The following is a 24,523-nucleotide window of genomic DNA, read 5'->3' as shown; positions in this document are numbered from 1 at the left end:
TGCTCCGATCTCGCGGAATATCCCCTTATTGGTACATCCGCCGCCCTGTCGCCGCATGTTCTGCCGGTCAGGCGGAAAGGGTGTCCAGGAACGCGGAGAGCTTGTCCCTGGTCCGCGCGATCTGCTGCTCGACGGTCAGCGACTCCTCGAAGCGCCCGCCGGGGGCCGCGGTCTTCCTGCCGCGCACATACAGCGAGCAGTCCAGGTCGGTGCAGAGGTGGATGCCCACCGAATTGCCGTCCCTGCCCGCCTGTCCCCGCTTCCGCGCGGTCATCAGGGACACCCCGCTGCCCGGGTGTGTGGTCAGACAGACCGAACACATGCTGCGGTGCAGGAATCCGCGCTGCTGCGACGGGAAGCGGAGGGTGATGCCGACCAGCTCGCCGCGCAACTCGGTGACGATGTAGCTGCGGTCCGGAGCCGACAGGTCGCGCCAGCCCAGGAAGTCCAGATCGTCCCAGCGCCGCTCCTCCAGGTCGCGCGGCAGCGGCAGGCGCTTCGCCTCTCCCTTGGAACAGTTGACGAACGACGCCCGGATGTCCTGCTCACTTACGGCTCTCATGGCATCGACGCTAACTCTGCCTATGAGGCCTAGGCAAATAATTAATGGTTCTAGGTCATGTTCCTGGAGGTGCGATCCGCAGATGGTGCGCCGCCGGGTGCTCGACGGCGAGATCCGGGCGCCAGACAGCCAGTATCTGGGCCGACGGGTCGAACAGGGGGCCCGGCAGCTCCTCGGGGGCGGTCCACCGCCACGCGCTGATGAGATGGGGTTCGGTGACCTGCGGGTCCGCGGACTCCACCCGCACCAGAGCGGCCATGCTGATCCGGTTGATGCCGCCCACCACGTCGTGCACCATCGCGAAGACCGTCACGGCGTCCTCCGGCACCCGCAGCCCCGTCTCCTCGCGCAGTTCGCGGGCGGCGGCGGCCGCGACCGACTCGTGCGTCGGGTCGACCTTGCCGCCGGGCAGCTCCCAGGTACCGCTCCGGTGCCTGCCGAGCAGGATCCTGCCTTCCCCGTCCTGTACGACGACGCCCACCCCGAGTGCGGCCTGGGCGAGCGGCGGGCGGGTGTTCCGGGAGGGAGTGTTCGCGGAATCAGTGGTCATCGCTGCTCTGCTCCCGGCTGGTCGGACACGGGTCCGCACGGACCGCGCCATCCTCGCACGGCGGTCACGCCACCAGGTTGAGGGTGGTGTCCGCGATGCCGAGCCGGACGGACTGACCCCACGTCAACTCCAGCGCGTCGGACTCCATCCCGTCGCCGAAGACCACCATGCGGTCCGACTCGACGGTGAGCCTGAGGCCGTCTCCGCGCCCCAGTTCGCCCACGACCGTCGAGGTGCCGGTGGCCGGCGAGGGCCAGGCCTCGCGCACGAACCAGACCAGCCGCGGATCGGAAGGGGCCGGCAGCCGCACCGGACCGCCCCGCTCGAGCCAGAGGGAGCGCAGCCAGCCGGTGGAGCCCGTACCGGTGCCCACCAGGACGCCCGAGGACGCCTGGGGCTCGCCGGCCGTCGGGGCGCCGTCGGGGCCGATGCGGTAGCGGGCGGTCTGATGGCCGGGTGATCCGAGGTAGATCTCGTTGAGGGCGAGCAGTCGCTGCGTGTCGTCGGCGACGGCCTCGGTCATCGTGAGTGCGTCCACCCGCCCGCCGGGCGACACGGCGGCCCGGCACAGTGCCGCCGCGTCACGGACCCGGTGGCGTACGAGGGTTCCGGGGTTGCGGCCCGGGTCGGTGTCGATGCCCACGACCGGCTGGCCGGTCAGGTACTTCGCGGCGTTGGCGACCAGTCCGTCCTGCCCGACCACGACGACCACGTCCTCCGGCCCGAACAGGAAGCGGTCGAGGTCCGCCCGCTCCACCCGGGTGCTGCGCCACCGCAACGGCACGGCGGCGGCCACCTCGGCCAGCGCGCGCTCGTTGCGCCGGTGGCGCTCGGCGACCTCGTCGACGGACCGGCCGCGGCCGGCCAGCACGAACGCGGCCTGCCCGTGCGTCCCGTGCCGGGCCAGGAGTTCCTCGTACTCGGTCGTGCGGTGCACCAGCACCGCACGCGGGGCCAGACTCACGCCCGCTCCTCCGGCTCCGGCCTGCCGAGCCTGGCGAGCAGGCCCGTCAGGACGTCGGGGGAGAGCGTGAGGCTGTCGATGCGGGGCAGATTCTCGGCCAGCCGCGTCGCGGCCAGGGCGTGCAGCGTGCCGGGATCGACGTCCGCGTGCGCCCGAAGCCACGCCGCCTGTGCCTCGGCCCGTGCCGCACCCACCTCACGGGCGGCCTCCGCCTCCGCGCGGGCCAGACGCACCGTGCGGGCGGCCTCGGCGGCCGCACGCACTCCGTCGGCCGCGGATTTCTCCTCCGCCTCGCGCCGCGCGTTGGTGCCCCGCTGGTCGACCAGCTGCTCCTCGCGGCGCGCGAGTTCGATCTTGCTGGCGAGCTCGTTCTCGGCGATGGTGCGCTCGCGCTCGACCGCCACCGCCCGGCGCTCGTACACCGACCGGTCCGCCTCCTGCTGGATCTGCTCCCTGGCCGGGGTGCGCAGGGCGCGCTCGACCTCCGCCTCGGGCCGGATGGCGACGACGCGCACGGCGACCACGTCGATACCGGTGGCCGGCAGCCGGGGCTCGGCCGCGAGCCCGGTGGCGACCCGCTCCCGTACGGTCGCGACGCCGTCCACCAGGGCGGTGGCGAGCGGGGTGCGGGCCAGGACGTCCAGGCTGTGCTGCTGTGCGGTCTCGGTGAGCAGGGTGGCGATCTGCTCCAGGGGTGCGGCCCGCCAGACCCCGGTGTCGGGGTGCACCGAGAAGTCGAGCCGGGCGGCGGCCTCGGCCGGATCGCTGATGCGGTAGGTGACCGTGGCCTGCACGGTCACGTCCTGGAAGTCGGCCGTACGGGCGTGGAACGCCATCGCCAGTTCCCGGTCGTCGACCGGCACCTCGGAGAGCGCCGCGGAGAGCGAGCGGTACCAGAAGCTCAGCCCGGGGCCGTCGTGGGTGAGCCTGCCGCGCCGGTGGTGGCGGATGTGGGCGGTGGGCGCGGAGCGCAGGTGCCGCCAGCCGAAGCGCCTGGTGATGTCGGCCATGTCGGGGACCCCCTCTTTCTCGTCATGGCGACGATAATGGGCTCACCGGCATATCGTCAAGCCGACGAGAAGGGGTGGTGGGTGCGGGGTGTGAAGCGGCCGGCCGGTGGTCCCCTCGGAAACCACCGGCCGGCCGGTTGTGCGCCGACCCCGTCCCCACGGTGCGGCGCACGGGCGGGTCGTCGTCATCCGCTCCGGCGACGGCCCACGTTCATCAGCTCCCGCTTTCCCGAGGGGCCTGCGGGAGGGAGGGGAGTCCGAGCACCGGAAGCACGGCGCACTCGATGAAGCGGGTGAGGAAGCCGTCGTCGGCGTACCGCCCCTCCAGGAGCGGCCGGGCGCGCATGATGCCCAGCACCTGGGCGGCCACGTAGTCCGTCGCGGGGTTGTCGGGGTCGAGCTCGCCGCGCCGGACGGCACGCTCGACCATCGCGTCGATCGCTGCGATGGCCGGTGTGATCAGCGTGGAGCGCAGTGCGCAGAGCAGATCGGGATTCTGCAGCGCTGCGTGACTGAGTGCGTGCATCAGCGCGGTGTCCTGGCCGGATGCCGCGTCCACCGCGTGGGCCACCTCGTGCAGGTCGCCGCTCAGGCTGCCGGTGTCGATGTCCGAGAACAGGGTCTGACGGGTGCCGTGCAGTGCGGCGACGACCAGCTCCGGTTTCGAGCCCCACTGGCGGTAGAGCGTCGACTTTCCGCACCGGGTGCGCGAGGCGACGCCCTCCATGGTCAGTGAGTCGTAACCGCTCTCCCGGAGCAGGTCCAGCACGGCGTTGTAGAGCTCCTGTGCCCGCTCCGGTGTGATCTTCGACCGGCGTGACGCGGGTGCTGACTCCTGTGCGGAACCGGGCGACGGCATCTGCTTCCCTCTCTGCGACCTGTGCGGCTGGGGACCCTCGATACGCCAGTGTACCGATACGGAGACGTATCGGTACACTGGCGTATCGATACGGCATGGACTCGCCATGTCGGCGTCGTAACAGCGCACCGTCAGCAAAGGGGCACGGGTGATGCACACCCGCAGCGAGCCTGCGGAGCGGGAGCCGGACACCTCAGCCCGACCGCCCCTCGTCCGTGAGCTGCTTCTCATAGCCGGACTCTTCCTCGTCTACAAGCTCGGCAGGCAGGCCGCGAACGGCCATGTGGAAGAGGCCTTCCGCAACGCCGGACACATCTGGAACCTCGAACGAGCCGTCGGCCTGCCCGGTGAAGGAGCCGTACAGGGCGCACTGCTGCACAGCCACACACTCGTCCAGGCGGCGAACACCTACTACGCCACCGTGCACTTCCCGGCGACGCTCGCGTTCCTTGCCTGGCTGTACTGGCGCCGTCCGCGCCACTACGTCTGGTCACGCCGGGTCCTCGCCGCACTCACCGGCGCCGCGCTCGCCCTGCATCTGCTCTTCCCGCTCGCCCCGCCACGGATGCTGCGGGCCGCGGGCCTCGTCGACACCGGGCAGGTCTACGGGCCCACGGTGTACGCAGACAGCCCCGCGACCGACTCGATGGCCAACCAGTTCGCGGCCATGCCCTCACTGCACGTCGGCTGGGCCCTGGCGGTCGCCGTCGGGCTGATCGTCGCCACACGCTCCCGCTGGCGCCTCTTGTGGCTTCTGCACCCGCTGCTCACTCTGCTCGTCGTCGTGGGAACCGCCAACCACTACTGGCTCGACGCGATCGTGGTCGCCGCCCTGCTCGCCGTGGCCTACGCCGCGCTCAGGCTGCCGCGCACACCGGTCCGTACGCGCCTGTCCCGGCCCGCCGTCGTACCCGCCCAGCGCTACGGGCCCCCCGCTTACGCGCGCTCCGGAGCACGGCGATGAACCCCACACTCACAGCCGTCGCGCTCTCCCTCGTCTCCGCCGGTGCCTACGCGGCCGCCGCGGTCGCGCAGGCCCGGCTCGCCGGCCGGACCGACCCCTCCGCCGGAGCGCTGCGCCTGCTGGGCCGCGGAGCCTGGTGGTCGGCGGTCGGCCTGAACGCCGGCGGGGCACTGCTGCACGTCGCCGCGCTGAAGTACGGACCGCTCACCCTGGTCCAGCCGCTCGGCGCGCTCACACTCGTCGCAGCCGTCCCGCTCGGGGCCCGCTCCGCGGGCCGCAGGGTCAGCCGTACGGAGTGGCGCGGCACACTCCTCACGCTCGTCGGGCTCGCCGCGCTGCTCCTGGCCGCGGGCGGCGCCGCGCCGCACGACACCCTGAGCCTCCCCGAAGCCCTGGGTGTCGGCGCCGTCACCATGGCGCTCGTCGCCGTGCTCGGCCGGCCGGGTGCCAGGCCCGGGCTCCGGCACGCCGCGGCCTCGGGCATCACGTCAGGGGTTGCCTCCGCCCTCACCCAGACCCTGACGGTCGCCGCCACCGATCACTCGGGCCCGTTGCTGAGCTGGCGGCTGGTGACCGTGGCGGCGCTCGTGTCCCTCTTCGCCCTGGGCGGCCTGATGCTCTCCCAGACCGCCTACCGGGGCGGCCTGGGCGCGCCGCTCGCCGTCGTCACCCTCGCCAACCCCGTCGCCGCCGCCGCGATCGGCCTGGTCCTGCTCGGCGAACGCCTCCAGGGCGGGGTGCTGGGGCTGATCCCCGCGGTCGTCGGAGCCGCGGCCGCCGTGGAGGGCGTGCTCCTGCTCAGCCGGGCGCAGGCACGGAGCACGGCCGACGCCGGACCCGATTCCCCGCCCGTCGTCACGGGGCCGCCGTCCAGGGTCGTCATCACCGGTCAGTCCCTGACCACCCCACGCGCCCCCGGGCCACGCACGCTGCGCCCGGAACCGGTCGGGAGCCGGTCCGGCCCCGGCTAGGAAGCCCCCGGTCCGGTCCCGCTCCCCGCCACCGGACCGTCCAGGTCGCCGATCGCCCTGGTCAGCCAGCCCGTCCAGAACGTCTCCAGGTCGATGCCCCCGCGCAGCACCAGACGGCGCAGCCGGTCCTCCTCCGAAGTGCGCTCCGGCGGGAAGTCCCGCTCCTCGATCTCCAGATACTCCGCCAGCTGCCGCTGGTGCAGCACCAGGTGCCTGCGCAGCTCCCCGGCCAGTCCCGGGGCACCGACCACGGCGGCCGCCCGCATCCTCAGCAGCAGCGGATCACGGACGGGCCGCGGGTCCTCGGCGAGCGACACCCAGGCCGCCAGCTCCTCACGGCCCGCGGCCAGCACCTCGTACTCCTTCTTCCGGCCGCGGGCCGGCTGAGCCGTGGGCAGGGCCCGGATGTGACCGGCCTGTTCCAGCCTGCCCAGCTCGCGGTAGATCTGCTGGTGCGTCGACGGCCAGAAGTAGCCGATCGACCGGTCGAACCTGCGCGTCAGTTCGAGGCCCGACGAAGGCTTCTCGAGCAGGGCGGTGAGGATCGCGTGCGGGAGTGACATGGACTGCATCCTAGGGACGGCAGGACCGGGCTCTCACAACTCCGCGGCGAGCTCCGTGCCCTGGCGGATCGCACGCTTGGCGTCCAGCTCGGCCGCCACGTCGGCGCCGCCGATGAGATGCACCGGGCGGCCCGCGGCGCGCAGCTCCTCGTACAGCTCACGGCGCGGTTCCTGGCCCGCGCACATCACCACGGTGTCGACCGGCAGCAGGTGCTGCTCCCCGTCCACGGTGAGGTGCAGGCCCTCGTCGTCGATCAGGTCGTAGGACGCGCCCGCGATCATCGTCACGCCGCGGTGACGCAGTTCGGTGCGGTGGATCCAGCCGGTGGTCTTGCCCAGACCCGCCCCGACCTTGGTCGCCTTGCGCTGGACCAGGTACACCGTGCGCGGCGGCTTCGGACGTTCGGGGGTGCGCAGCCCGCCCCGGTCCGCGTACCCGGTGTCCACGCCCCACTGCCGGAAGAAGACCTCCGGGTCGAGACTCGCCCCGTCGCCCCCGTCCGTCAGGAATTCGGCGACGTCGAAGCCGATGCCGCCCGCGCCCACGATCGCCACCCGGTCACCGACCTGTGCGCCGTCGCGCAGGACGTCGAGATAGGTGACCACCCGGGGGTGGCCGACGCCGGGGATCGCGGGGGAGCGGGGCTCGACGCCGGTGGCCAGGACGACCTCGTCGTAAGCGTCGAGCGCCGCGGACGTGGCCCGCGTGCCGAGCCGGAGTTCGACCCCCTCCTCGGTGAGCCGGGTGCGGAAGTAGCGCAGCGTCTCGTCGAACTCCTCCTTGCCGGGGACCCGGCGCGCGACGTTCAGCTGACCGCCGATCTCGTCGGCCGCGTCGAACAGCGTGACCGCGTGACCGCGTTCGGAGGCCGTGACCGCGCACGCCAGTCCTGCGGGCCCGGCGCCGACCACGGCGACGCGCTTGCGGACGCGGGTCGGTGAGAGCACCAGCTCGGTCTCGTGGCAGGCACGCGGATTCACCAGGCACGAGGTGATCTGCAGACTGAAGATGTGGTCCAGGCAGGCCTGGTTGCAGCCGATGCAGGTGTTGATCGCGTCGGCACGTCCCTCGGCGGCCTTGGCGACGAAGTCGGGGTCGGCGAGGAAGGGCCTCGCCATCGACACCATGTCCGCGCGGCCCGAGGCGAGGATCTCCTCGGCCAGCTCGGGGGTGTTGATGCGGTTGCTGGTCACCAGCGGCACGGAGACCGAGCCCCGCACCTTCTCCGTCACCCAGGTGAAGGCGCCGCGCGGCACGGAGGTCGCGATGGTCGGGATGCGCGCCTCGTGCCAGCCGATGCCGGTGTTGATGATCGTCGCGCCGGCCGCCTCGATCTCGCGGGCGAGGCGGACGACCTCATCCAGCGTGGAACCGCCGGGTACCAGGTCGAGCATGGACAGCCGGTAGATCAGGATGAAGTCGGGGCCGACCCGCTCACGTACCCGGCGCACGATCTCGACGGGGAAGCGGATGCGGTTCTCGTACGAGCCGCCCCAGCGGTCGTCGCGGTGATTGGTCGCCGCGACGATGAACTCGTTGATCAGATAGCCCTCCGAGCCCATGATCTCGACACCGTCGTAACCCGCGCGCTGTGCCAGCCCGGCGGCGCGGACGAAGTCCTCGATGGTCTCCTCGACCTCGTCGTCGCTGAGCGCGTGCGGGGTGAAGCCGCTGATCGGCGCCTTGAGCGCGCTCGGCGCGACCAGGTCCGGATGGTGGGCGTAGCGCCCGAAGTGCAGGATCTGCATCGCGATCCTGCCGCCCGCCGCGTGCACCGCCGCCGTCACCTCGGCGTGCTGTTCCGCCTCCGCCTCGGTCGTCATCTTGGCGCCGCCCGGGAAGGAGCACGCACGCTCGCTGGGTGCGATACCCCCGGTGACCATGAGCCCCACCCCGCCGCGCGCGCGGGCCGCGTAGAAGGCGGCCATCCGCTCGAATCCGCGCTCGACCTCCTCGAGGCCGATGTGCATCGACCCCATCATGACCCGGTTCGGAAGCGTCGTGAATCCGAGGTCGAGCGGGCTCAGCAGGGTGGGGTACGGGCTCATCCGGGTCTCCTCGCAGGTGTCGTCGAGCCCAGTTGTAGACCACCCGCGCGCCTTTATGCAACTAGTTGCACAATGACCTTCGTCGCAGTTCTCCCAGGGGCCGGTCCACGAATGGCCCAGCACCACCGGACCCCGCCGCCCGGCCCGGACGAGAGTGGATCCGTACGGCCCGACGCCGCCGCTCCTCCTCGTTCCGCCTCATCCACGGGAGACACCCCATGACCTGCATCAACCGACGTGACCTCGGACTGCTCGTGCTCAGGGTCGGTACGGGAGCCGTGCTGGCGGCCCACGGGAGCCAGAAACTGGCCGGGTGGTTCGGTGGCGGGGGCATCGAGGGAACCACCGCGGCCATGGAAGCCATGGGCTTCGACCCGCCGAAGCACAGCGCCCTTGCCGCCGGGATCGGAGAGGCGGGCGGCGGGGTCCTGCTGGCCCTCGGGCTCGCCACCCCCGCGGCCGGCGCCGCCGCGGCCGGCACGATGGCGGGGGCCGTCGCCGTACACGCCCCCGCCGGCTTCTTCGCGATGGGTGGCGGCTACGAGTACCCGGCGTTCCTGGGCTTCACCGCCGCCGCGATCGGTGTGACGGGTGCCGGCCGCTACTCCCTGGACCATGCCACCGGACACGTCCTCGACCGGCCGTGGGTCGTGGCCCTCGCGTTCGCGGGCAGCGCCCTGGCCGCGGCCGCCGTCGTCAGCCGGCGGGCCAAGGGCCGGGCGTCGTCGGACGAGGGCGAGCCGGGGGACGACGGCGCGTAGGACCTCTCGTCCGGATCGCCCCGGGCTCGCGAACCCTGGTCCCCGCATTGATCGCCGTTTCAGGGGCATCCGGCAGTGCATGAATGCGAACGCACTGTCGATGAACGCACGTGGTCAGGCCAGAAGAGCCGCGCGCAGCCGGACCATGGACGTCGGGGCCCGCGCCGGGTTCGTGGCGCGCGGAGTGATCTACCTGCTGGTGGGCCTGCTGGCCCTGCGCATCGCCTTCTCCGACGGAGGCGGCGAACAGGCCGACCGAGGGGGTGCCATCTCGGAGATAGCCGAGAAGCCCTTCGGGAGCGTTCTGCTGTGGGCCCTCGGCGTGGCGCTGGCCGGCATGGCGCTGTGGCGCCTGTCCGAGGCGCTCTTCGGCCAGGCAGGCCCCGACGGCCACAAGGCGGGCAAGCGGGCCATGGCCGCCGGACGCTTCCTCTTCTACGCCTTCGTCTCGTACTCCGTGCTCTCCTACGCGGCCGGTGACAAGGGGAGCGGCAGCGGATCGAGCGACCGCCAGACCGACGACGTCACGGCACGCGCCCTCGAATGGACGGGCGGCCAGTGGATCGTGGGGATCGCCGGTGCCGCGGTGGCGGGCGCGGGCCTCTGGATGGCCTACCGGGCCCTGGCCCGCAAGTACCACAAGCACCTGAAGATGTCCGAGATGACGAAGAAGACCCGTCAGGCCGTCGACATCCTGGGCGTCTTCGGCGGCACCGTGCGGGGCGCGGTCTTCGCGACCGCGGGCGGGTTCGCCGTGGCTGCGGCCGTCCAGCACGAGCCGGGCCGCGCCAAGGGCATGGACGACACCCTGCGCTCCTTCACCGAGACACCCGCGGGCCCGTGGCTGCTCGCATTCATAGCCCTCGGGCTGGCAGCCTTCGGCCTCTTCTCCTGGGCCAACGCCCGCTACCGCAAGGTCTGAGCCGGAGCGCGGACCGGCCCGCCGGGTCCGCGCGGCTCGGCCGGAGCGGGCTCAGCCGAGCCCTCTCGCCTCCTTGAACCTGGCCAGCCCTTCGGACAGCTGGACGACCGGCTCCGGGTAGTCGTAGCGGGCGCGCTCCCGTTCCGGCAGTCTCCACGGCTCGTGCACGGCGGGCCCGGAGATCCCAGCGAGCTCGGGCACCCAGCGGCGTACGTACGCACCGTCCGGGTCGTACCGCTTGGCCTGCGTCACCGGGTTGAGGACCCGGTTGGGCCGGCTGTCCGTCCCCGTCCCGGCCACCCACTGCCAGTTGAGCTGGTTGTTGGCGATGTCCCCGTCGACGAGCAGCTCCAGGAAGTGACGCGCTCCGGCCCGCCAGTCCACGTACAGCGTCTTGGTGAGGAAGCTCGCGGTCAGCAGCCGTGCCCGGTTGTGCATCCAGCCCTCGTGGAGCAGCTGGCGCATCGCCGCGTCGATCACCGGATAGCCGGTGCGCCCTTCCCTCCACGCCGCGGTCTCGTCCTCCGCCGCCCGCCCGGTGCGCCAACGGTCCTGCCGTGAACGGTAGTCGGAGCGGGCGGCAGCCGGGTGAGCGGCCAGGACCTGGTGGTGGAAGTCCCGCCAGCACACCTGCCGTACGAAGGCATCCGCGCCCGGGCCGCCCGCGGCGCGGGCACGGTGGACCAGCTCGGCGGGGGAGAGCGTGCCGAAGTGCAGGTGCGGCGAGAGCCGCGAGGTCGCGTCGCCCGCCATGTCGTCGTGGCGCTCCTCGTACGACGCGAGCCCGTGACGGCGCCAAGCGGCGGACAGCCTGCGCCCCTCGGTCTCCCCGCCCTCAGCCAGCCCCGGCGACAGGCCGCGCAGACCGGTCCGCGTCGGCAGCGCCGCGGACGCCGGGCCCTCCGGTACGCGCACGGTGCGGGGCGCCTGGAACGGAGAGCGCAGACCCTCCTCGGACCACCGCCGGAAATACGGGGTGAACACGGCGAAGTGGTCCCTGCCCGCCCCGGAGGGAACCACCGCACCGGGCGCGAGCGTGGTGATCACCGCGTCGTGCACGTTCAGCCCGCAGCCCACGCGCCCGAGGGTCTCGCGCAGCCGCTCCTCCCGCCGCTGCGCGTAACCACTGACGCCGGCCGCCATGTGGACCGCGCCCGCCCCCGTCTCCTCGACGAGCCGGCCGACCTCGTCGGCAACGTCGCCCTGACGGATGATCAGGCGTCCACCGCGCTCGCGCAGCCCCGAGTCCAGGTCCCGGAGGCAGTCGGCAAGGAACGCGCGCCGGTTGGGGGCGCCGAACCCGGCGGCCTCCACACCGTCGTCCAGCACGAAGAGGGGCGCCACCTCGTCGGCCGAAGCGAGCGCCGCGTGCAGCGGCGGATGGTCGTGCAGCCGCAGGTCCGACGTGAAGAGTACGATCGCCACGCTCATCGTCGGCCACCTGCCGGCCCCCGGGCCGCCGCCTGTGCGATGTTGCGAGCCATCCCGCCGAAGACCACCGCGTGGAAGGGCGACACACTCCACCAGTACGCGTGTCCGAGCAGTCCGGACGGATGGAAGACGGCCCGCTGCCGGTAGTGCGAACGCCCGTCCTTCCCCTCCTCCGCGTACATCTCCAGCCAGGCCAGGCCGGGCAGGCGCATTTCCGCGCGCAGCCGGAGCAGTCTGCCGGGCTGGATCTCCTCGACCCGCCAGAAGTCCAGCGAGTCCCCGACCCTCAGCCGCTGGGCGTCGCGCCTGCCCCGGCGCAGGCCCACGCCGCCGACCAGACGGTCCAGCCAGCCCCTGACCGCCCAGGCCAGCGGGAACGAGTACCAGCCGTTGTCACCGCCGATGCCCTCCACGACCCTCCACAGGGCTTCGGGCGGTGCGTCCACGTCGAGTTCGCGCACGTCGGAGTACAGGCTCCCGCCTGCCCAGTCCGGGTCGGTGGGGAGCGGATCGCTCGGGATGCCCGGGGTGGACGCGGAGGACCACCGGGTGCTCACCCTCGCCTCACGCACCCTCTGCAGCGCGAGTGAGAGAGCCGTGTCGAAGGAGAAGGGCTGCCCGGGACCGTCCGGTACATGGTCGGCGATGTCGTGCTCGTGGCACACGACCTCGTAGCGCAAGGACTCCGCGAGCGGGCGGGCGATCGACGCCGGTACGGGCGTGACCAGCCCGACCCAGTGGCTGGAGAGCCCCGGCGACAGCATCGGGACCGGCAGGATCAGCCGGTGGGGAAGCCCTGCGACCTTCGCGTACTTCTGCATCATGTCGCGGTAGGTCATGACGTCGGGGCCGCCGATGTCGAAGGTGCGGTTCACCTCGGAGGGCATGTGCGCGCTGCCCACCAGGTAGCGCAGTACGTCCCGCACGGCGATCGGCTGGATCCGTGTCGACACCCAGCTCGGGGTGACCATGACCGGCAGCCGCTCGGTGAGATAGCGCAGCATCTCGAAGGACGCCGAACCCGAACCGATGATGACCGCGGCACGGAGCGCGGTCGTCGGTACGCCCGAATCGAGCAGGATGCGTCCGACCTCGGCCCGCGAGCGCAGATGCGGGGACAGTTCGTGTGCGGGGACGTCGGCGGGGGTGAGCCCGCCCAGATAGACGATGCGCCGGACCCCGGCCGCCTTCGCCTGTTCGCCGAAGATCCGTGCGGCGTCGCGGTCGGTCTTCTCGAAGCCCGGCCCGGAAGTCAGCGCGTGGACGAGGTAGTAGGCGATGTCGATGTCGCGCATCGCCGCGCCCAGGGACTCGGCGTCGGTCACGTCACCCTTGGCCACGTCGGTCTCGCCCGCCCATGGATAGTCCCGCAGCTTCTCCGGAGTGCGAGCCAGGCAACGCACCCGGTGGCCGGCCTCCAGGAGCTCGGGCACGAGGCGCCCCCCGATGTACCCCGTCGCGCCCGTCACCAGACACCGCAGCCCGCCGCTTTCGTCCTTGCTCTCCATGACCCCTCGCTCCGGCTCGTGTTTCCTCCGTCCACCGTGTACCCCGTACGGGGGATTCCGCTTGCCGACGGGGCCGGGACACGCCGAAGCCCACCCCTGCGGGGGCGGGGCGGGCGCGGACTCAGTGAGGGCCGGGCTTCTCGGTGGCTGTGCCCCTGATGACGCGCGGGTCGTCCGTTCCGTCCGCCCGCGGCTCCGAGGGGACGGTGGGGGAGACGCCGTCGGACCTGAGGGCCCGCGCCTCGCTCTTCAGGATGCGCGCCGACTTGCCCAGGGAGCGGGCGAGTTCGGGGAGCTTCCTGGCACCGAATATCAGGACGGCGATGATGAGGAAGATCGCGATCTCGCTGATTCCGAACATGACGGCTGTCTTCTCCCTGGTGGGTGTGGGTGCTCTCCCGGCCGCCGCCCCGGGACTTCCCCATTGCCGCGGCGGCGCGCCAAATCTACAGCACTGTAGAAGGAGGTGGCGGGACGTCTCCCGGCCCGGCGTCAGCCCTTGTCGCTCTCCTCGTCCTCGAAGGAGTCGCCCACCTCGTCGATGACTTCGGCGGCGACCGTGGTGCCCACGGCCGGGTGAGGGGGCCGGCCTGCTGCCGCAGGCGCCCTAGTATGGGGCGGTGGACAGTGCAGACGACCCTCGCGACGGTTCTGGTGCGGATGCGACCGGGATGTCGGAGCTTCAGGCCCTCGCCGTGGAGCTGCGCCGGATGAACGGCGAGATCAACCGGATGGTCCACTCCTTCGCGCATGCGCAGGGCCTGCACGCGACGGACGTGCAGGCGCTCGGTGCCATCCTGGACTCCGAGGCGCCGCTGACCCCCGGCCGGCTGCGTGAACACCTCGGACTGACCTCCGGTGCGGTCACCGCGTGCCTGGACCGGCTCGAGCGTGCGGGTCACATCAGGCGTGCGCGGGAGAGCTCCGACCGCCGCGTCGTGCATCTCTACTACGAGTCCGGAGCCAGGGCGGCCGCACGGTCGTTCTTCATGCCGCTCGCGGAGGCGGCCGCCGGCGCGCGCGCAAAGGCGGAGCCGCAGGAGCTGGAGGCCGCGCTGCGTTTCCTCGCGCGGATGAACGGTGAACTCGCACGTATGCAGGTTCCCCGACGCTGAACCGCCGTGCCGGTGCGGGGGCGCCTCGCGGAGCATGTAATCTCAATGATTGAGATACATCATGATTGAGAGATAGCGGCCGACCCAGGAGTGCCATGTCCACCGCATCGAAGCCGGTTCGCCGGCTGATTCTAGTTCCCGTCTTCCTCGTCCTCGCCTGGCTCGTCGTAGGCGGCGCGTTCGGCTCCTACGCGGGGAAACTCGGCGAGGTAGCCACCAACGACCAGGCCGCGTTCCTGCCGCAGAGCGCCGAGTCCACCCGGGTCGTCGAAGCCCAGGAGGCGTTCAGCCGGCAGGAGACCGTGCCCGCCGTCGTGGTCTGGACGTCGGACAAGGACGACGGGGAGCTCGGTCCGGAGCAGCAGAAGGCGGCGACCGCCGCCCTGGCGTCGGTCGAGGGCGGGCCGGGGGTGACCGGCAAGGTGAGTCCCGCACTCCTGTCCGAGGACCGCAAGGCACTGCAAGGCGTGGTCCAGCTGAGGCCCGATCTCGGGGACGAGCTCCCCGACGCCCTCGCGCAGGTCCGGAGCGCGGTGGAAGACGTCCCGGGCACCGTGGTCGGGCTCGCGGGCCCGGCCGCGTCCCAGGCCGACCTCTCGGACGCCTTCGCGGGAATCGACGGGCTGCTGCTCGGTGTCGCACTGGTGACCGTGCTCGTCATCCTGCTCCTGGTCTACCGCAGCGTCCTGCTGCCACTGATCATCATCATCGGCGCGGTGTTCGCGCTCGGCGTCTCCTGCGCGATCGTCTACGTACTGGCGGACCACGACATCGTCCGCGTCGACGGCCAGGTCCAGGGCATCCTGTCGATCCTGGTGATCGGAGCCGCGACCGACTACGCGCTGCTGCTCACCGCGCGGTTCCGTGAAGAGCTCGTACGGCGGCCCGACCGGTGGACCGCCATGCGCGCAGCGCTGCGTGAGTCCGCCGGGCCGATCACGGCCAGCGCCGCCACCGTGGCCCTCGGGCTGCTGGCCCTCCTGCTCAGCGACCTGACCAACAACCGCGCTCTCGGACCCGTCGGTGCCATCGGCATCGTGTGCTCCGTCCTGAGCGCTCTCACCTTCCTGCCCGCCGTCCTGGTCCTGCTCGGCAGGGCCGCGTACTGGCCGTCCGGCCCGAAGAAGGGCCGGACCGAGCCCGAGTCCGGTTCCACGGGAATCTGGTCGCGGGTCGCGGGGCTGGTCGACCGCTCCCCGCGCAAGGTCTGGGCCGTCACACTGATCGGCCTCCTGGCCTGCGCGGCCTTCATGCCGACGCTGAACTCCAAGGGCGTGCCCCTCAAGGAGACCTTCGTCAACGACGCCCCGTCCGTCACGGCGCAGGAGACCCTGAGCCGGCACTTCCCCGGCGGATCCGGCAACCCAGCCGTCGTGATCGCCGGCGCGGACCGGTCGGCCCGGGTGGTCGCCGCCGCCGAGGAGGTCCCCGGTGTCGCCGGCGTCTCCGTGCTGACGGAATCCGGACGCCCCGGCGGCGGAGAACCCTTCGTCGTGGACGGCCGGGTGCGCATCGACGCCACCCTGGAGGACGCGGCGGACAGTGACGCGGCCAAGGAGACGGTCACCCGGCTGCGCGATGCGGTCCACGCCGTACCGGGTGCGGAGGCGCTCGTGGGCGGCTACACCGCGCAGCAGTACGACACCCAGAAGACCGCCGAGCACGACCGCAACATCATCGTGCCGGTGGTGCTGGTCATCATCCTCGTCATCCTGATCGGCCTCCTCCGCTCGCTGTTGATGCCGCTGCTCCTCGTGGCCACGGTGGCGCTCAACTTCCTCGCCACCCTCGGAATCTCCTCGCTGGTCTTCGAGCACGTCTTCGGCTTCAGCGGCACCGACTCCTCCGTGCCGCTGTACGGATTCGTCTTCCTGGTCGCCCTGGGCGTCGACTACAACATCTTCCTGATGTCCCGCGTCCGCGAGGAGTCCCTGATCCACGGAACCCGGCAGGGCGTACTGCGCGGACTGACCACCACGGGCGGAGTCATCACCTCGGCGGGCGTCGTCCTGGCGGCGACCTTCGCGGCCCTGGGGGTCATCCCGCTCGCCTTCCTGGTGCAGATCGCGTTCATCGTCGCCTTCGGCGTCCTGCTGGACACGCTCGTCGTGCGCTCGCTCCTGGTGCCCGCACTGGTCATGGACATCGGACGCACCGCCTGGTGGCCGGGTGCCCTGAGCCGGGACCGGAAGGAGACTCCGGAAGAGGCGGAATCCCTGTCCTAGCCGGAGGGCCTGTCGGCGGACCGCGGCGCGTCAGCCGTGCGGGGGTCTCACACCCCCGCACGGCCCGGCGCGCCGCAGTCATGTTCTCCTCCACTACTGCCTTCCACCACGCGTGCCTCGGACATCGCACGCGCACGCGGCACGGAACGTCGGGATCAACAGGGTCTGCCCGGGCTTCACCGACACGCGCCTCCTGATCCCCGAGTGGCGCACAGCCACCGCGGGGTTCACAAAGGAAGTACGGAGAACGAAGGAGCCTCATGAAAGCCGTCCAGTACCGCACCATCGGCGCCGCACCCGAGGTCGTCGAGATTCCCGAGCCCGTGGCCGGCCCCGGTCAGATCCTGCTGAAGGTCACCGCCGCCGGTGTCTGTCACTCGGACATCGCGGTGATGAGCTGGCCCGCCGAGGGGTTCCCCTACGAACTGCCGCTCACGCTCGGCCATGAGGGCGTCGGTACGGTCGCCGCGCTCGGCGAGGGTGCCGAGGGCGTTCTTGTGGGGGACGCCGTCGCCGTCTACGGCCCATGGGGCTGTGGCACCTGTGTGAACTGTGCGGAGGGCCGGGAGAACTACTGCCTGCGGGCCGCCGACCTCGGCATCAACCCGCCCGGACTCGGCAACCCGGGTGCCATGGCCGAGTACATGATCGTCGACGACGCCCGTCACCTGACCCCCATCGGCGGCCTCGACCCCGTCAGGACGGTCTCGCTGACCGACGCGGGCCTCACCCCGTACCACGCGATCAAGCGCTCGCTGCCCAAGCTGCTGCCCGGCGCCACCGCCGTGGTCATCGGCACCGGCGGCCTCGGTCACGTCGCCATCCAGCTTCTGCGCGCCATGACCGCCGTACGTGTCATCGCGCTCGACGTCACCGAGGAGAAGCTGGCGCTCGCCCGGGCCGTCGGCGCCCACGAAGCCGTGCTGTCCGACGAGAACGCGGCAGCCAAGGTCCGCGAACTCACCGGTGGCATCGGTGCCAAGGCCGTCTTCGACTTCGTCGGCGCCGCACCGACCGTCAAGACCGCCGGTGCGATGGCCTCCGTCGACAGCGACATCACCATCGTGGGCATCGGCGGCGGCGTGCTGCCCGTGGGATTCGGCGTCCTCCCGTTCTCCACGTCGGTCTCCGCGCCGTACTGGGGCTCGCGCAGCGAGCTCGCCGAAGTCATCGAACTCGCCCACGCCGGTCACGTCGACGTCCACGTCGAGACATACTCCATCGACGAGGCCCCGCTCGCCTACGAGCGGCTGCACGCAGGCAAAATCAACGGCCGCGCGGTCATCCTGCCCAACGGCTGACCACCGGCGACGACTCGCCGGGACGCCTGCTGGGGCGCCCCGGCGAGTCGTCCGTGTTTCCGGTTCAGATCGCGGTCGTCACCGCGTCCGTCCGGGTCAGCTGTACGGGCTCGGTGCCGGACGAGCTGTGCCGCTCCGCCCAGTTCTCCAGTGCCGTGCGGCAGGCGTGGTCCAGATGGTGCAGTCCGGAGAGATCCAGGGCGATGGGGCGGTCCTTGGGCAGGGCCTCCAGGCTGTCGAGTATCTTCGGCAGCCGCAGGAAGGTCGCATTACCCGACAGTCGCGCCCGCACGCCGTCGGCACTGCTGTCCACGACCTCCAGCCTGATGTGGGAAGCGTCCCAGGCGGCCTTGGCCACCGACAGGGCGAGACCGGTCAGGACACCCTCGAACATGTTCACCGTCACGATCGCCAGGGCCGTGACGACCAGGATCAGCGCCTCGCCGCGGTGCTCGCGCCACAGGGCGGCGAGCGAGCGCAGAGGGATGAGCTTCCATCCCGCGTGGATGAGGATCCCGGCGAGGGCCGGCAGAGGGATGAGAGCCAGGGCCGACGGGAGCAGCGCCGCGAACAGGAGCAGCCACACGCCGTGCAGCACCCGGGAGGCCCTGGTCCGCGCGCCCGCCTGGACGTTGGCCGAGCTGCGCACGATGACCGCGGTCATCGGCAGTGCGCCGAGGAGGCCGCACACGGTGTTGCCCGTGCCCTGGGCCATCAGCTCCTTGTCGTACTGGGTGCGCGGCCCGTCGTGCAGCCGGTCCACCGCGGCCGCGCTGAACAGGCTCTCGGCGGAGGCGATCAGGGTGAAGGCCGCCACGGTACCCAGCAGACTCAGGCTCGCCAGCCCGCCGAACTCCGACAGGGCGGGCACCCGGACCGCGTCGAGCAGCCCCTGGACCTGCACGGTGCCGACGGGCAGGTCGAACACCAGCGAGGCCAGGGTGGCCAGCACGACCGCGGCGAGGGCGCCCGGAACGGCCCGCACCCGCTTCGGCATCCTGCTCCACCCCACGACCAGGGCGATCGTCCCGGCCGCGACCGCGAGCGAGGCGAGAGCCGCTGGGCTGGACAGGGCGTCGGTGAGCAGTCCCGGGATACCGGCCATCTTGCCCGTACCGGAAAGGGGCGCCTCGATGCCGGCGGCCGCGTAGAGCTGACCCGCGATGAGGACGAGGCCGATGCCCGCGAGCATCCCCTCGACGACCGAGACGGAGATGGCCCGGAACCAGCGGCCCAGCCGCAGGGCGCCCATGGCCAGCTGCAGAAGTCCCGCCGTCAGCACGATCACCCCGAGCGCGGGCAGTCCGAAGGACTGGACGGCCTCGAAGACGAGCACGGTGAGACCGGCGGCCGGACCCGACACCTGGAGGCTGCTGCCGCGCATGAAGCCGGTGACGAGACCGCCCACGATGCCGGTGATCAGGCCCAGTTCGGCCGGCACCCCCGACGCGACGGCGACGCCGACACACAGCGGCAGCGCGACCAGGAAGACGACGAGTGAAGCGGCGAAATCCTGCCGCAGATGGGGAAACGTGGCGAGACGGTCCATGGCGGCCCTCATCCCGTGCGGAAGGGGGCCGAGCGTACGTCGCCGGGCGGGGGGGCCCAGACGGCGCTGTCGCTGACGTGCGGGGGTTCTGCCGCGGAGTGATCGACGATTGATTGCATGCCAGTAGTTCCTCCTGGCGCGCCGAAGACCGGCGCGTCGGTATGCGTACGAGAACTGGGGCCCGGAAGGCAGGTCGACGCGGCCCCCGAGGACGAGGCCCGCAGGGCTGCGGTCAGGGGCGGCGACGAGTGTGTCCGGTCAGCTCAGCAACGGAACACCTGAAGCACGGGAGTGGAGTGCGCGTTCGAGGATCTGGAGGAGTGATGCGTGCCCATCGCAGCGACGGCAGCCGGTCCGAGCAGGCCTCCGGCCTCACCCGTCACCGCGGTTCGCGACGGCGTCTCGGGAGGGGGAACGGTCGCGGAGCGGTGCCGGTCACGATGGCGCAGAAGGCCGTTCGGCTCACCCCCGCGATCGAGGGTGCCGCATGCGGCGTACGCGCGGTGCGGCGTTCCGGCGGTCGCATCCCGAAGACCGTCCGCATGAACTTCCCGGGCGGACGTGTGTACTTCTGTCGACGACGTGCCGGAGAAGGGGGCCAGCAGGAAGCCCATCAGGAACGCGAGCACGAACCGGACCGCTGCTGCGCGCACCCTGCACCTCCTTCTGGACCGCACCCTTCCTTAGGGACGCTAACAGGCCGAAGGGCATATGGAGTTAACCCTTTGTGAAGAGTCCGAAAGTCGACGCCGATCGAGCCGGATCAATAGCAGGAACGCTGTGGCCTGGGGATGTGCCTCACAATCGGTTCTCAGTATTTGAGATCATCCGCGACTGGGTGGCTATTGCATCTACCTGTGGGGTGTCGCTCGTCATATTCGTACAGTGGTTCGGCATGTGAGTAAGTGGTTACCGGCGGGAAATGCGACTGGGGTTCACTCGATCGACTGTCGGATCGGCACCCTGGTTCATGACGGGCCGAAGTCCGCCGCGAGCTGCTCGGGGGTGCGGGGACCGGGGGCGGTTTCGCCCAACAGGCCGTGGGCGCGCAGCGTGTGAGCGGCCGCGATGCCCCAGGGCAGCCGTAGCCCCGCCTCCCGCAGGAGTTCCCTGCGCGCCAGCATCGTCGGCGCGGGACCGGCGCGGACACCGGCCGGGGTGAGGAGGGCGGCGTCGTCGGCCCAGCGCAGGGCGAGATCGACGTCGTGCGTGGCCATCATGACGGTGGTGCCGCTTTCACGGAGGGTGCCGAGCGTGTCGAGCAGCCGTTCCTGGCCGTCCGGATCGAGCCCGGCGGTCGGCTCGTCGAGGATCAGTACACGGGGTCGCATCGCGACCGCGCCCGCGATGGCGGTCCGTTTCCGCTGCCCGTAGGAGAGGAGGTGAGTGGGACGGTCCGCCAGGGCGGTGATGTCGAGGGCGGTGAGCGCCTCGTCCACCCGGGCGCGTACCTCGGTATCGGGCAGGCCCAGGTTCAGTGGTCCGAACGAGACGTCCTGGGAGACGGAAGCGGCGAACAGCTGGTCGTCGGGGTCCTGCACCACCAGCTGGACAGTGGTGCGCAGCCGGGTCAGCCCCTTGCGGTCGTACGTGACGGGACGGCCCCCGACCGTCAGCTGCCCGTCGCGTGGGCGCAGTCCGCCGCTGAGGAGCCGCATCAGGGTGGTCTTGCCGCTGCCGTTGCGGCCGAGCAGGGCGAGCGCACGTCCTTCGCGCGCCTCGAAGTCGAGACCGCTGAGCACGGCGGGGCCGTCCTCGTACGCGTAGGACGCGCCCCGCAGGGCGAGCAGTGCGGATTCGCTCATGACAGGGGCCCTTCCAGGGCGAAGGTCAGGGAGGTGAGGGCCGCGAGCAGCGCGACGCTCACCGCCACGAACCGTGTGGAGAGGCGGGCTTCGGGCACCAGGACGCGCAGGGTTCCGTCGTAGCCGCGCCCGGCCAGCCCCGCCTGGAGCCGCGCGGCCCGGTCGAAGGCCCGGACGAACGCGGTGGCTCCGAGCCCTGCCAGGGACCGCCACGCCGCCGCCCGGGTGGTGTGCCCGAGCCGGGCCGCCTGGGCCTCCCTGATCCGGCGCACCGAGTCGAGGAGCAGGAAGCTCATGCGGTACGTCACCAGGGCGACGTCCACCACGGCTGCGGGTACCCCAGCTTTGACCAGGCGGGGCAGCAGGTCGGACATCGGAGTGGTGAAGGCGAACAGCAGGACCCCGAGCGACGCGGCCGAGGTGCGCAGCAGCAGCTCACCCGCGCGCACCGGCCCGCCGGCGGCCGGACCGACGAGCCCCTCGGGCCCGCCGACCTGGACGAGGAGTGTGGCAGCCCCGGTGACGCAGAATCCCAGGGGCACCCGGTAGGCCCGCCACAGGTGACGGGCGGTCACGCCCGCCGGCCCCAGCAGCACGGCCAGGGCGGCGACGAGGACCAGGGCCGCCCCTGGCCAGGGCGGCAGCGAAATGGCCAGGACCGTGAGTCCCAGTCCGAGCACGGCCTTGTCCACGGGATGGCGGCGGCGCCAGCGACTGCTGTGCGCCGCCGCGTCGATCGGCAGCACGTGCGCTCAGTTCCTCCGCGCCGCGGACTTCCCGGCACCGGGTCCGGCACCCCCGCCGTCCTGTCGGGCGGTCGCGCGCATTTCGCCCTGACGGCGCCCGCGCCGTACGCCGAAGTAGTAGGCGAGGACTCCCGCGCCGAGCGCGGCCTGCAGGGCGAACAGTGCCGACTCGATCTCACCGGACGGCGGTTCGTACAGCGGGGAGAACCAGGGTTCGTAATCGGGAGCGATCTCGGTGATCGCCGTCTCGGCCTGGGCGTCGGCGCCCGTGAACGGTTCCTCCTGGCCGTCGCCGAGGCCGAGGGCCAGGGGCAGGACGGCCAGCGCGGCCACGACGAGCAGGAGAAGGGCGTTGATCCTCGTGTTCTTGTTCATCGGGACACCGTCTCCGTCTCAACCGTCCTGGTCCGGGCCTGCTTGCCGGCGAGGAACACCCCGAGCCGGGTCAGATCCCCCTTGCTGGACTGCACGAGGAGTCGCATCACCAGCACGGTCAGGAGCCCCTCACTCACCGCGAGCGGGATCTGGGTGAACGCGAAGATGGAGCCGAACTTGCCGAGCGCTCCCAGGAACCCGCTGCCCGGGTCCGGGAAGGCGAGCGCCAGCTGCACGCTGGTGACGCAGTAGGTGGACAGGTCGGCGACGAACGCGCCGAAGAACACCGCCACCATCAGCGGCACGTCGTACCGGCGCAGCACCCTGTACACCGCGTAACCCGCCCAGGGGCCGACGACCGCCATCGAGAACACGTTGGCGCCGAGCGTGGTCAGGCCGCCGTGGGCGAGCAGCAGGGCCTGGAAGAGCAGGGTGATGGTGCCCAGGACCGCCATGATCGGAGGGCGGAACAGGATCGCCCCGAGCCCCGTACCCGTGGGGTGGGAGCAACTTCCCGTCACTGAGGGGAGCTTCAGTGCGGACAGTACGAACGTGAAGGCTCCGGAAGCCCCCAGAAGCAGCGTGCTCTCAGGGTTCTCCCTGACTTCACGCGTGAGTGACCGGACTCCGTGGACGACGAACGGCGCGGACGCGACACTCCATGCGATCGCGTGCGCCGGAGGCAGAAATCCCTCGGCTATGTGCATGGCTCAGCAGACCCTCTCCAGCACCTCGTGGATGGTTGAAGTGCCTTGGCCGGTCTCCTGGCTTACGGGTAACACCGCCCGAAACTCCGCCTTCCCGGGTCACAAGGACCCAGTGGCTGCCCGCGAGGGCCGGAGCCGGACTTCCCGATCACAGTGGCGAGGGCCGCACCGGCATCACACCGATTTCCCGATCACCAAGGCGTGGCGACAGTAGTGCCAGGCGGGGGACGATGACAAGCCGGGGAGTACCCGTGGACGCCCGTCGCACAGCAGACGGCCGTGCACGCGGTGACCTGCGCAAGTCCGGGCGGTCCACTGCACGGGGGGCGCGCTCCCGCCCTGCGGGAACGCGCCCCCCCGCGCCCCGGAGGGGAGTCAGTGCTGCTTGACGACGCCACTCAGCTCGTTGGGCGCCTCGGGCAGTTCCGCCGAGGCCAGTTGCCTGCCCGACTCGATGTCGACGGCCAGCAGCCTCTTGCCCGACGGGTCCGATACGTACGCCGTGTGGTCGCGCACGAACAGTGCCGGGCGGGGCTGCTGCCAGTCCAGAGGCTCCTGCCACGCATCGAGGACGGAGATCTTCCTGGTCACCTTGCCTGTGGCGGGGTCGATGACATGGATACGGCCGTCGGTGCCCAGGACGAGGGCCTCGCCGTGCGGACCGCGTGCAAGCGAACGGAAGGTGTAGCTCGTCCCGATGTCGACGAGCCGCATCCTGCCCGTCTCCGTGTCGATGAGCGACACCTGCTCCGGCCGCTCCAGTTCTGCGTCCTTGTCCTTCTTGTAGTCGCCGAGGACGACGGTCGACTCCTCGGACCCGGCCTGGTTGCCGACCCGTCCGTACTCCGTGGGGCTCTTCACCTTCTTGATGGTGCCGTCCTTGTAGACCAGGACGCCGTCCTCGCAGCCGATGACGACCGCCTCGCCCTGCGCGGCCGCCTCCCCGTGGACGCCGGGGCACTCCTCGCTGCGGGTGATCTCCTTGCGGTTCTTGTCCAGTACGGCGATTCCGACACGCTTCTCCTCCGTGCCGAGGGTGGTCACCAGCCTGCCGTCCGCGAGCTGGATGGCGACCCCGTGGTGCGGGGCGGCCGAGGTGTACGTCTCGGCGCGGGGCTTCGTGTCGCCCAGATCCTCCGGGTCGAAGACCGTGACCACGCCGGTACCGTCGGTGAAGAGGATGGTTCTGCCCGCGTGACGTACGACGTGGCCGGGCTTGCTGCCTTCGAACTCGACGCCGGTGAGCTTTCGGTTCGCCGCGTCGAGCACCTGGAAGCCGGTCGTGGTGGAGACCATCACATGGCGGTCGCTGCCTGCCGGGTTGACCCGGTTGAAACCCTCCAGCGGTATGTCCTCGGCGAGCTTCAGGGTCGTACCGTCGAGTACGTACAGGCCCCCGTCGTAGGTGGTGACGATCGGGTCCGCGACCTGTCCGGCGGGTGAACCGGACGCCTTGTCCGCCGTCTTCGCGGCGGGCTCCCCGTCGCCACCCCCGCAGGCGGTGAGCGCTACGGAGACCGCGAGCAGTACGGCGACGGCAGCCGCGTTCCTCGGGCGTGCTACATGCTTCACTTCGTGTTTTCCTC

The 24,523-nt window shown here is 71.4% G+C and carries 24 protein-coding genes and 1 riboswitch; of the genes, 7 read left to right on the top strand and 17 right to left on the bottom strand.

Annotated features, from left to right (window positions below):
• Positions 1-67: 67 nt before the first annotated feature.
• From BFF76_RS12305 to BFF76_RS12285, 5 genes are all read right to left on the bottom strand, one after another.
• Positions 68-562 (bottom strand): FBP domain-containing protein, encoded by a 495-nt coding sequence (locus tag BFF76_RS12305; RefSeq protein ID WP_053929679.1) that lies wholly within the window; start codon positions 560-562, stop codon positions 68-70.
• Positions 563-617: 55 nt separating this feature from the next.
• Complete coding sequence (locus tag BFF76_RS12300) at positions 618-1,112, bottom strand: nucleotide triphosphate diphosphatase NUDT15 (protein ID WP_053929678.1); 495 nt, start codon at positions 1,110-1,112, stop codon at positions 618-620.
• Between the two features lie 64 nt (positions 1,113-1,176).
• Positions 1,177-2,076: an inorganic polyphosphate kinase gene (locus BFF76_RS12295; protein ID WP_031095047.1), complete on the bottom strand. Its 900-nt coding sequence runs from the start codon at positions 2,074-2,076 to the stop codon at positions 1,177-1,179.
• The gene (locus BFF76_RS12290) at positions 2,073-3,086 is read right to left on the bottom strand and encodes an SPFH domain-containing protein (RefSeq protein WP_053929677.1); all 1,014 of its coding nucleotides are present in this window, start codon (positions 3,084-3,086) and stop codon (positions 2,073-2,075) included. Before BFF76_RS12290 ends, BFF76_RS12295 begins: the two co-directional genes overlap by 4 nt.
• Positions 3,087-3,300: 214 nt before the next feature.
• Entirely contained in the window at positions 3,301-3,945 is a 645-nt protein-coding gene (locus BFF76_RS12285) for a TetR/AcrR family transcriptional regulator (RefSeq protein WP_065848206.1), read from the bottom strand.
• 151 nt (positions 3,946-4,096) lie between these two features.
• Here BFF76_RS12285 and BFF76_RS12280 point away from each other — a divergent pair, with 151 nt between their 5' ends.
• A complete protein-coding gene (locus BFF76_RS12280) occupies positions 4,097-4,909 on the top strand; it encodes a phosphatase PAP2 family protein (RefSeq protein WP_107418424.1) in 813 nt (270 codons plus the stop codon).
• Complete coding sequence (locus BFF76_RS12275; RefSeq protein ID WP_065848204.1) at positions 4,906-5,880, top strand: DMT family transporter; 975 nt, start codon at positions 4,906-4,908, stop codon at positions 5,878-5,880. Before BFF76_RS12280 ends, BFF76_RS12275 begins: the two co-directional genes overlap by 4 nt.
• On the opposite strand, the gene BFF76_RS12270 is transcribed toward BFF76_RS12275, so the two are convergent.
• Both BFF76_RS12270 and BFF76_RS12265 read right to left on the bottom strand, forming a co-directional pair.
• The gene (locus tag BFF76_RS12270) at positions 5,877-6,443 is read right to left on the bottom strand and encodes a PadR family transcriptional regulator (RefSeq protein WP_031095056.1); all 567 of its coding nucleotides are present in this window, start codon (positions 6,441-6,443) and stop codon (positions 5,877-5,879) included. The genes BFF76_RS12275 and BFF76_RS12270 overlap by 4 nt on opposite strands.
• A gap of 33 nt (positions 6,444-6,476) precedes the next feature.
• Positions 6,477-8,492, bottom strand: a complete 2,016-nt coding sequence (locus BFF76_RS12265; RefSeq protein ID WP_065848203.1) for an NADPH-dependent 2,4-dienoyl-CoA reductase — start codon at positions 8,490-8,492, stop codon at positions 6,477-6,479.
• A gap of 218 nt (positions 8,493-8,710) precedes the next feature.
• Between BFF76_RS12265 and BFF76_RS12260 the strand changes: the two genes are divergently transcribed.
• Together BFF76_RS12260 and BFF76_RS12255 are read left to right on the top strand one after the other, a co-directional pair.
• On the top strand, positions 8,711-9,253 hold the full coding sequence (locus BFF76_RS12260) for a DoxX family protein (RefSeq protein ID WP_053929674.1): 543 nt from the start codon (positions 8,711-8,713) through the stop codon (positions 9,251-9,253).
• Positions 9,254-9,332: 79 nt separating this feature from the next.
• Entirely contained in the window at positions 9,333-10,175 is an 843-nt protein-coding gene (locus BFF76_RS12255; RefSeq protein WP_078850634.1) for a DUF1206 domain-containing protein, read from the top strand.
• 51 nt (positions 10,176-10,226) lie between these two features.
• Here BFF76_RS12255 and BFF76_RS12250 read toward each other — a convergent pair whose 3' ends face one another.
• The 3 genes from BFF76_RS12250 to BFF76_RS12240 form a co-directional block, all read right to left on the bottom strand.
• A complete protein-coding gene (locus tag BFF76_RS12250) occupies positions 10,227-11,606 on the bottom strand; it encodes a cryptochrome/photolyase family protein (protein WP_065848202.1) in 1,380 nt (459 codons plus the stop codon).
• Complete coding sequence (locus BFF76_RS12245; RefSeq protein WP_065848201.1) at positions 11,603-13,114, bottom strand: SDR family oxidoreductase; 1,512 nt, start codon at positions 13,112-13,114, stop codon at positions 11,603-11,605. The genes BFF76_RS12250 and BFF76_RS12245 overlap by 4 nt, the downstream gene beginning before the upstream one ends.
• Before the next feature lie 121 nt (positions 13,115-13,235).
• A complete protein-coding gene (locus BFF76_RS12240) occupies positions 13,236-13,475 on the bottom strand; it encodes a twin-arginine translocase TatA/TatE family subunit (RefSeq protein WP_065848200.1) in 240 nt (79 codons plus the stop codon).
• A 259-nt stretch (positions 13,476-13,734) separates the two neighbouring features.
• Here BFF76_RS12240 and BFF76_RS12235 point away from each other — a divergent pair, with 259 nt between their 5' ends.
• The 3 genes from BFF76_RS12235 (at position 13,735) to BFF76_RS12225 (ending at position 17,755) form a co-directional block, all read left to right on the top strand.
• Positions 13,735-14,229, top strand: a complete 495-nt coding sequence (locus tag BFF76_RS12235; protein WP_079122377.1) for a MarR family winged helix-turn-helix transcriptional regulator — start codon at positions 13,735-13,737, stop codon at positions 14,227-14,229.
• Positions 14,230-14,324: 95 nt separating this feature from the next.
• Entirely contained in the window at positions 14,325-16,454 is a 2,130-nt protein-coding gene (locus tag BFF76_RS12230) for an MMPL family transporter (RefSeq protein WP_065848198.1), read from the top strand.
• A gap of 260 nt (positions 16,455-16,714) precedes the next feature.
• Positions 16,715-17,755 carry an NAD(P)-dependent alcohol dehydrogenase gene (locus BFF76_RS12225; RefSeq protein ID WP_031095082.1) on the top strand — a complete coding sequence of 347 codons (1,041 nt, stop codon included), beginning with the start codon at positions 16,715-16,717 and terminating at the stop codon, positions 17,753-17,755.
• 64 nt (positions 17,756-17,819) lie between these two features.
• Here the strand turns inward: BFF76_RS12225 and BFF76_RS12220 are convergent, their stop codons facing one another.
• From BFF76_RS12220 to aztD, 7 genes are all read right to left on the bottom strand, one after another.
• Entirely contained in the window at positions 17,820-19,304 is a 1,485-nt protein-coding gene (locus BFF76_RS12220; RefSeq protein WP_065848197.1) for a SulP family inorganic anion transporter, read from the bottom strand.
• 263 nt (positions 19,305-19,567) lie between these two features.
• Positions 19,568-19,957, bottom strand: coding sequence for a hypothetical protein (locus BFF76_RS12215; protein WP_031095087.1), 390 nt, complete (start codon positions 19,955-19,957; stop codon positions 19,568-19,570).
• Between the two features lie 315 nt (positions 19,958-20,272).
• Positions 20,273-21,109: an energy-coupling factor ABC transporter ATP-binding protein gene (locus tag BFF76_RS12210; protein ID WP_053929670.1), complete on the bottom strand. Its 837-nt coding sequence runs from the start codon at positions 21,107-21,109 to the stop codon at positions 20,273-20,275.
• Positions 21,106-21,855: a cobalt ECF transporter T component CbiQ gene (gene cbiQ, locus BFF76_RS12205; protein WP_065848196.1), complete on the bottom strand. Its 750-nt coding sequence runs from the start codon at positions 21,853-21,855 to the stop codon at positions 21,106-21,108. Before cbiQ ends, BFF76_RS12210 begins: the two co-directional genes overlap by 4 nt.
• A 6-nt stretch (positions 21,856-21,861) precedes the next feature.
• A complete protein-coding gene (locus BFF76_RS12200) occupies positions 21,862-22,230 on the bottom strand; it encodes an energy-coupling factor ABC transporter substrate-binding protein (protein WP_065848195.1) in 369 nt (122 codons plus the stop codon).
• Positions 22,227-22,937, bottom strand: a complete 711-nt coding sequence (locus BFF76_RS12195) for an energy-coupling factor ABC transporter permease (RefSeq protein ID WP_065848194.1) — start codon at positions 22,935-22,937, stop codon at positions 22,227-22,229. The genes BFF76_RS12200 and BFF76_RS12195 overlap by 4 nt, the downstream gene beginning before the upstream one ends.
• 30 nt (positions 22,938-22,967) lie before the next feature.
• Positions 22,968-23,151, bottom strand: a riboswitch (cobalamin riboswitch).
• Positions 23,152-23,312: 161 nt separating this feature from the next.
• A complete protein-coding gene (aztD, locus tag BFF76_RS12190; RefSeq protein ID WP_031095098.1) occupies positions 23,313-24,509 on the bottom strand; it encodes a zinc metallochaperone AztD in 1,197 nt (398 codons plus the stop codon).
• Positions 24,510-24,523: the final 14 nt, after the last annotated feature.

It is taken from the genome of Streptomyces mutomycini, assembly GCF_001700505.1.
GTDB lineage: Bacteria > Actinomycetota > Actinomycetes > Streptomycetales > Streptomycetaceae > Streptomyces > Streptomyces mutomycini.
Note: the sequence above shows the minus strand (reverse complement) of the source record. Positions and strands in the feature narration are given on the sequence as shown.

Excerpts from the sequence above, each read along its gene's own strand:
- BFF76_RS12220 (WP_065848197.1), bottom strand. The coding sequence starts at position 19,304 with ATGGACCGTCTCGCCACGTTTCCCCATCTGCGGCAGGATTTCGCCGCT.
- BFF76_RS12275 (WP_065848204.1), top strand. The coding sequence starts at position 4,906 with ATGAACCCCACACTCACAGCCGTCGCGCTCTCCCTCGTCTCCGCCGGT.
- BFF76_RS12290 (WP_053929677.1), bottom strand. The coding sequence starts at position 3,086 with ATGGCCGACATCACCAGGCGCTTCGGCTGGCGGCACCTGCGCTCCGCG.
- BFF76_RS12245 (WP_065848201.1), bottom strand. The coding sequence starts at position 13,114 with ATGGAGAGCAAGGACGAAAGCGGCGGGCTGCGGTGTCTGGTGACGGGC.
- BFF76_RS12225 (WP_031095082.1), top strand. The coding sequence starts at position 16,715 with ATGAAAGCCGTCCAGTACCGCACCATCGGCGCCGCACCCGAGGTCGTC.
- BFF76_RS12260 (WP_053929674.1), top strand. The coding sequence starts at position 8,711 with ATGACCTGCATCAACCGACGTGACCTCGGACTGCTCGTGCTCAGGGTC.
- BFF76_RS12270 (WP_031095056.1), bottom strand. The coding sequence starts at position 6,443 with ATGTCACTCCCGCACGCGATCCTCACCGCCCTGCTCGAGAAGCCTTCG.
- BFF76_RS12200 (WP_065848195.1), bottom strand. The coding sequence starts at position 22,230 with ATGAACAAGAACACGAGGATCAACGCCCTTCTCCTGCTCGTCGTGGCC.
- BFF76_RS12195 (WP_065848194.1), bottom strand. The coding sequence starts at position 22,937 with ATGCACATAGCCGAGGGATTTCTGCCTCCGGCGCACGCGATCGCATGG.
- BFF76_RS12305 (WP_053929679.1), bottom strand. The coding sequence starts at position 562 with ATGAGAGCCGTAAGTGAGCAGGACATCCGGGCGTCGTTCGTCAACTGT.
- BFF76_RS12230 (WP_065848198.1), top strand. The coding sequence starts at position 14,325 with ATGTCCACCGCATCGAAGCCGGTTCGCCGGCTGATTCTAGTTCCCGTC.
- BFF76_RS12250 (WP_065848202.1), bottom strand. The coding sequence starts at position 11,606 with ATGAGCGTGGCGATCGTACTCTTCACGTCGGACCTGCGGCTGCACGAC.
- BFF76_RS12285 (WP_065848206.1), bottom strand. The coding sequence starts at position 3,945 with ATGCCGTCGCCCGGTTCCGCACAGGAGTCAGCACCCGCGTCACGCCGG.
- BFF76_RS12265 (WP_065848203.1), bottom strand. The coding sequence starts at position 8,492 with ATGAGCCCGTACCCCACCCTGCTGAGCCCGCTCGACCTCGGATTCACG.
- BFF76_RS12255 (WP_078850634.1), top strand. The coding sequence starts at position 9,333 with ATGAATGCGAACGCACTGTCGATGAACGCACGTGGTCAGGCCAGAAGA.
- BFF76_RS12210 (WP_053929670.1), bottom strand. The coding sequence starts at position 21,109 with ATGAGCGAATCCGCACTGCTCGCCCTGCGGGGCGCGTCCTACGCGTAC.
- BFF76_RS12280 (WP_107418424.1), top strand. The coding sequence starts at position 4,097 with ATGCACACCCGCAGCGAGCCTGCGGAGCGGGAGCCGGACACCTCAGCC.
- BFF76_RS12300 (WP_053929678.1), bottom strand. The coding sequence starts at position 1,112 with ATGACCACTGATTCCGCGAACACTCCCTCCCGGAACACCCGCCCGCCG.
- BFF76_RS12240 (WP_065848200.1), bottom strand. The coding sequence starts at position 13,475 with ATGTTCGGAATCAGCGAGATCGCGATCTTCCTCATCATCGCCGTCCTG.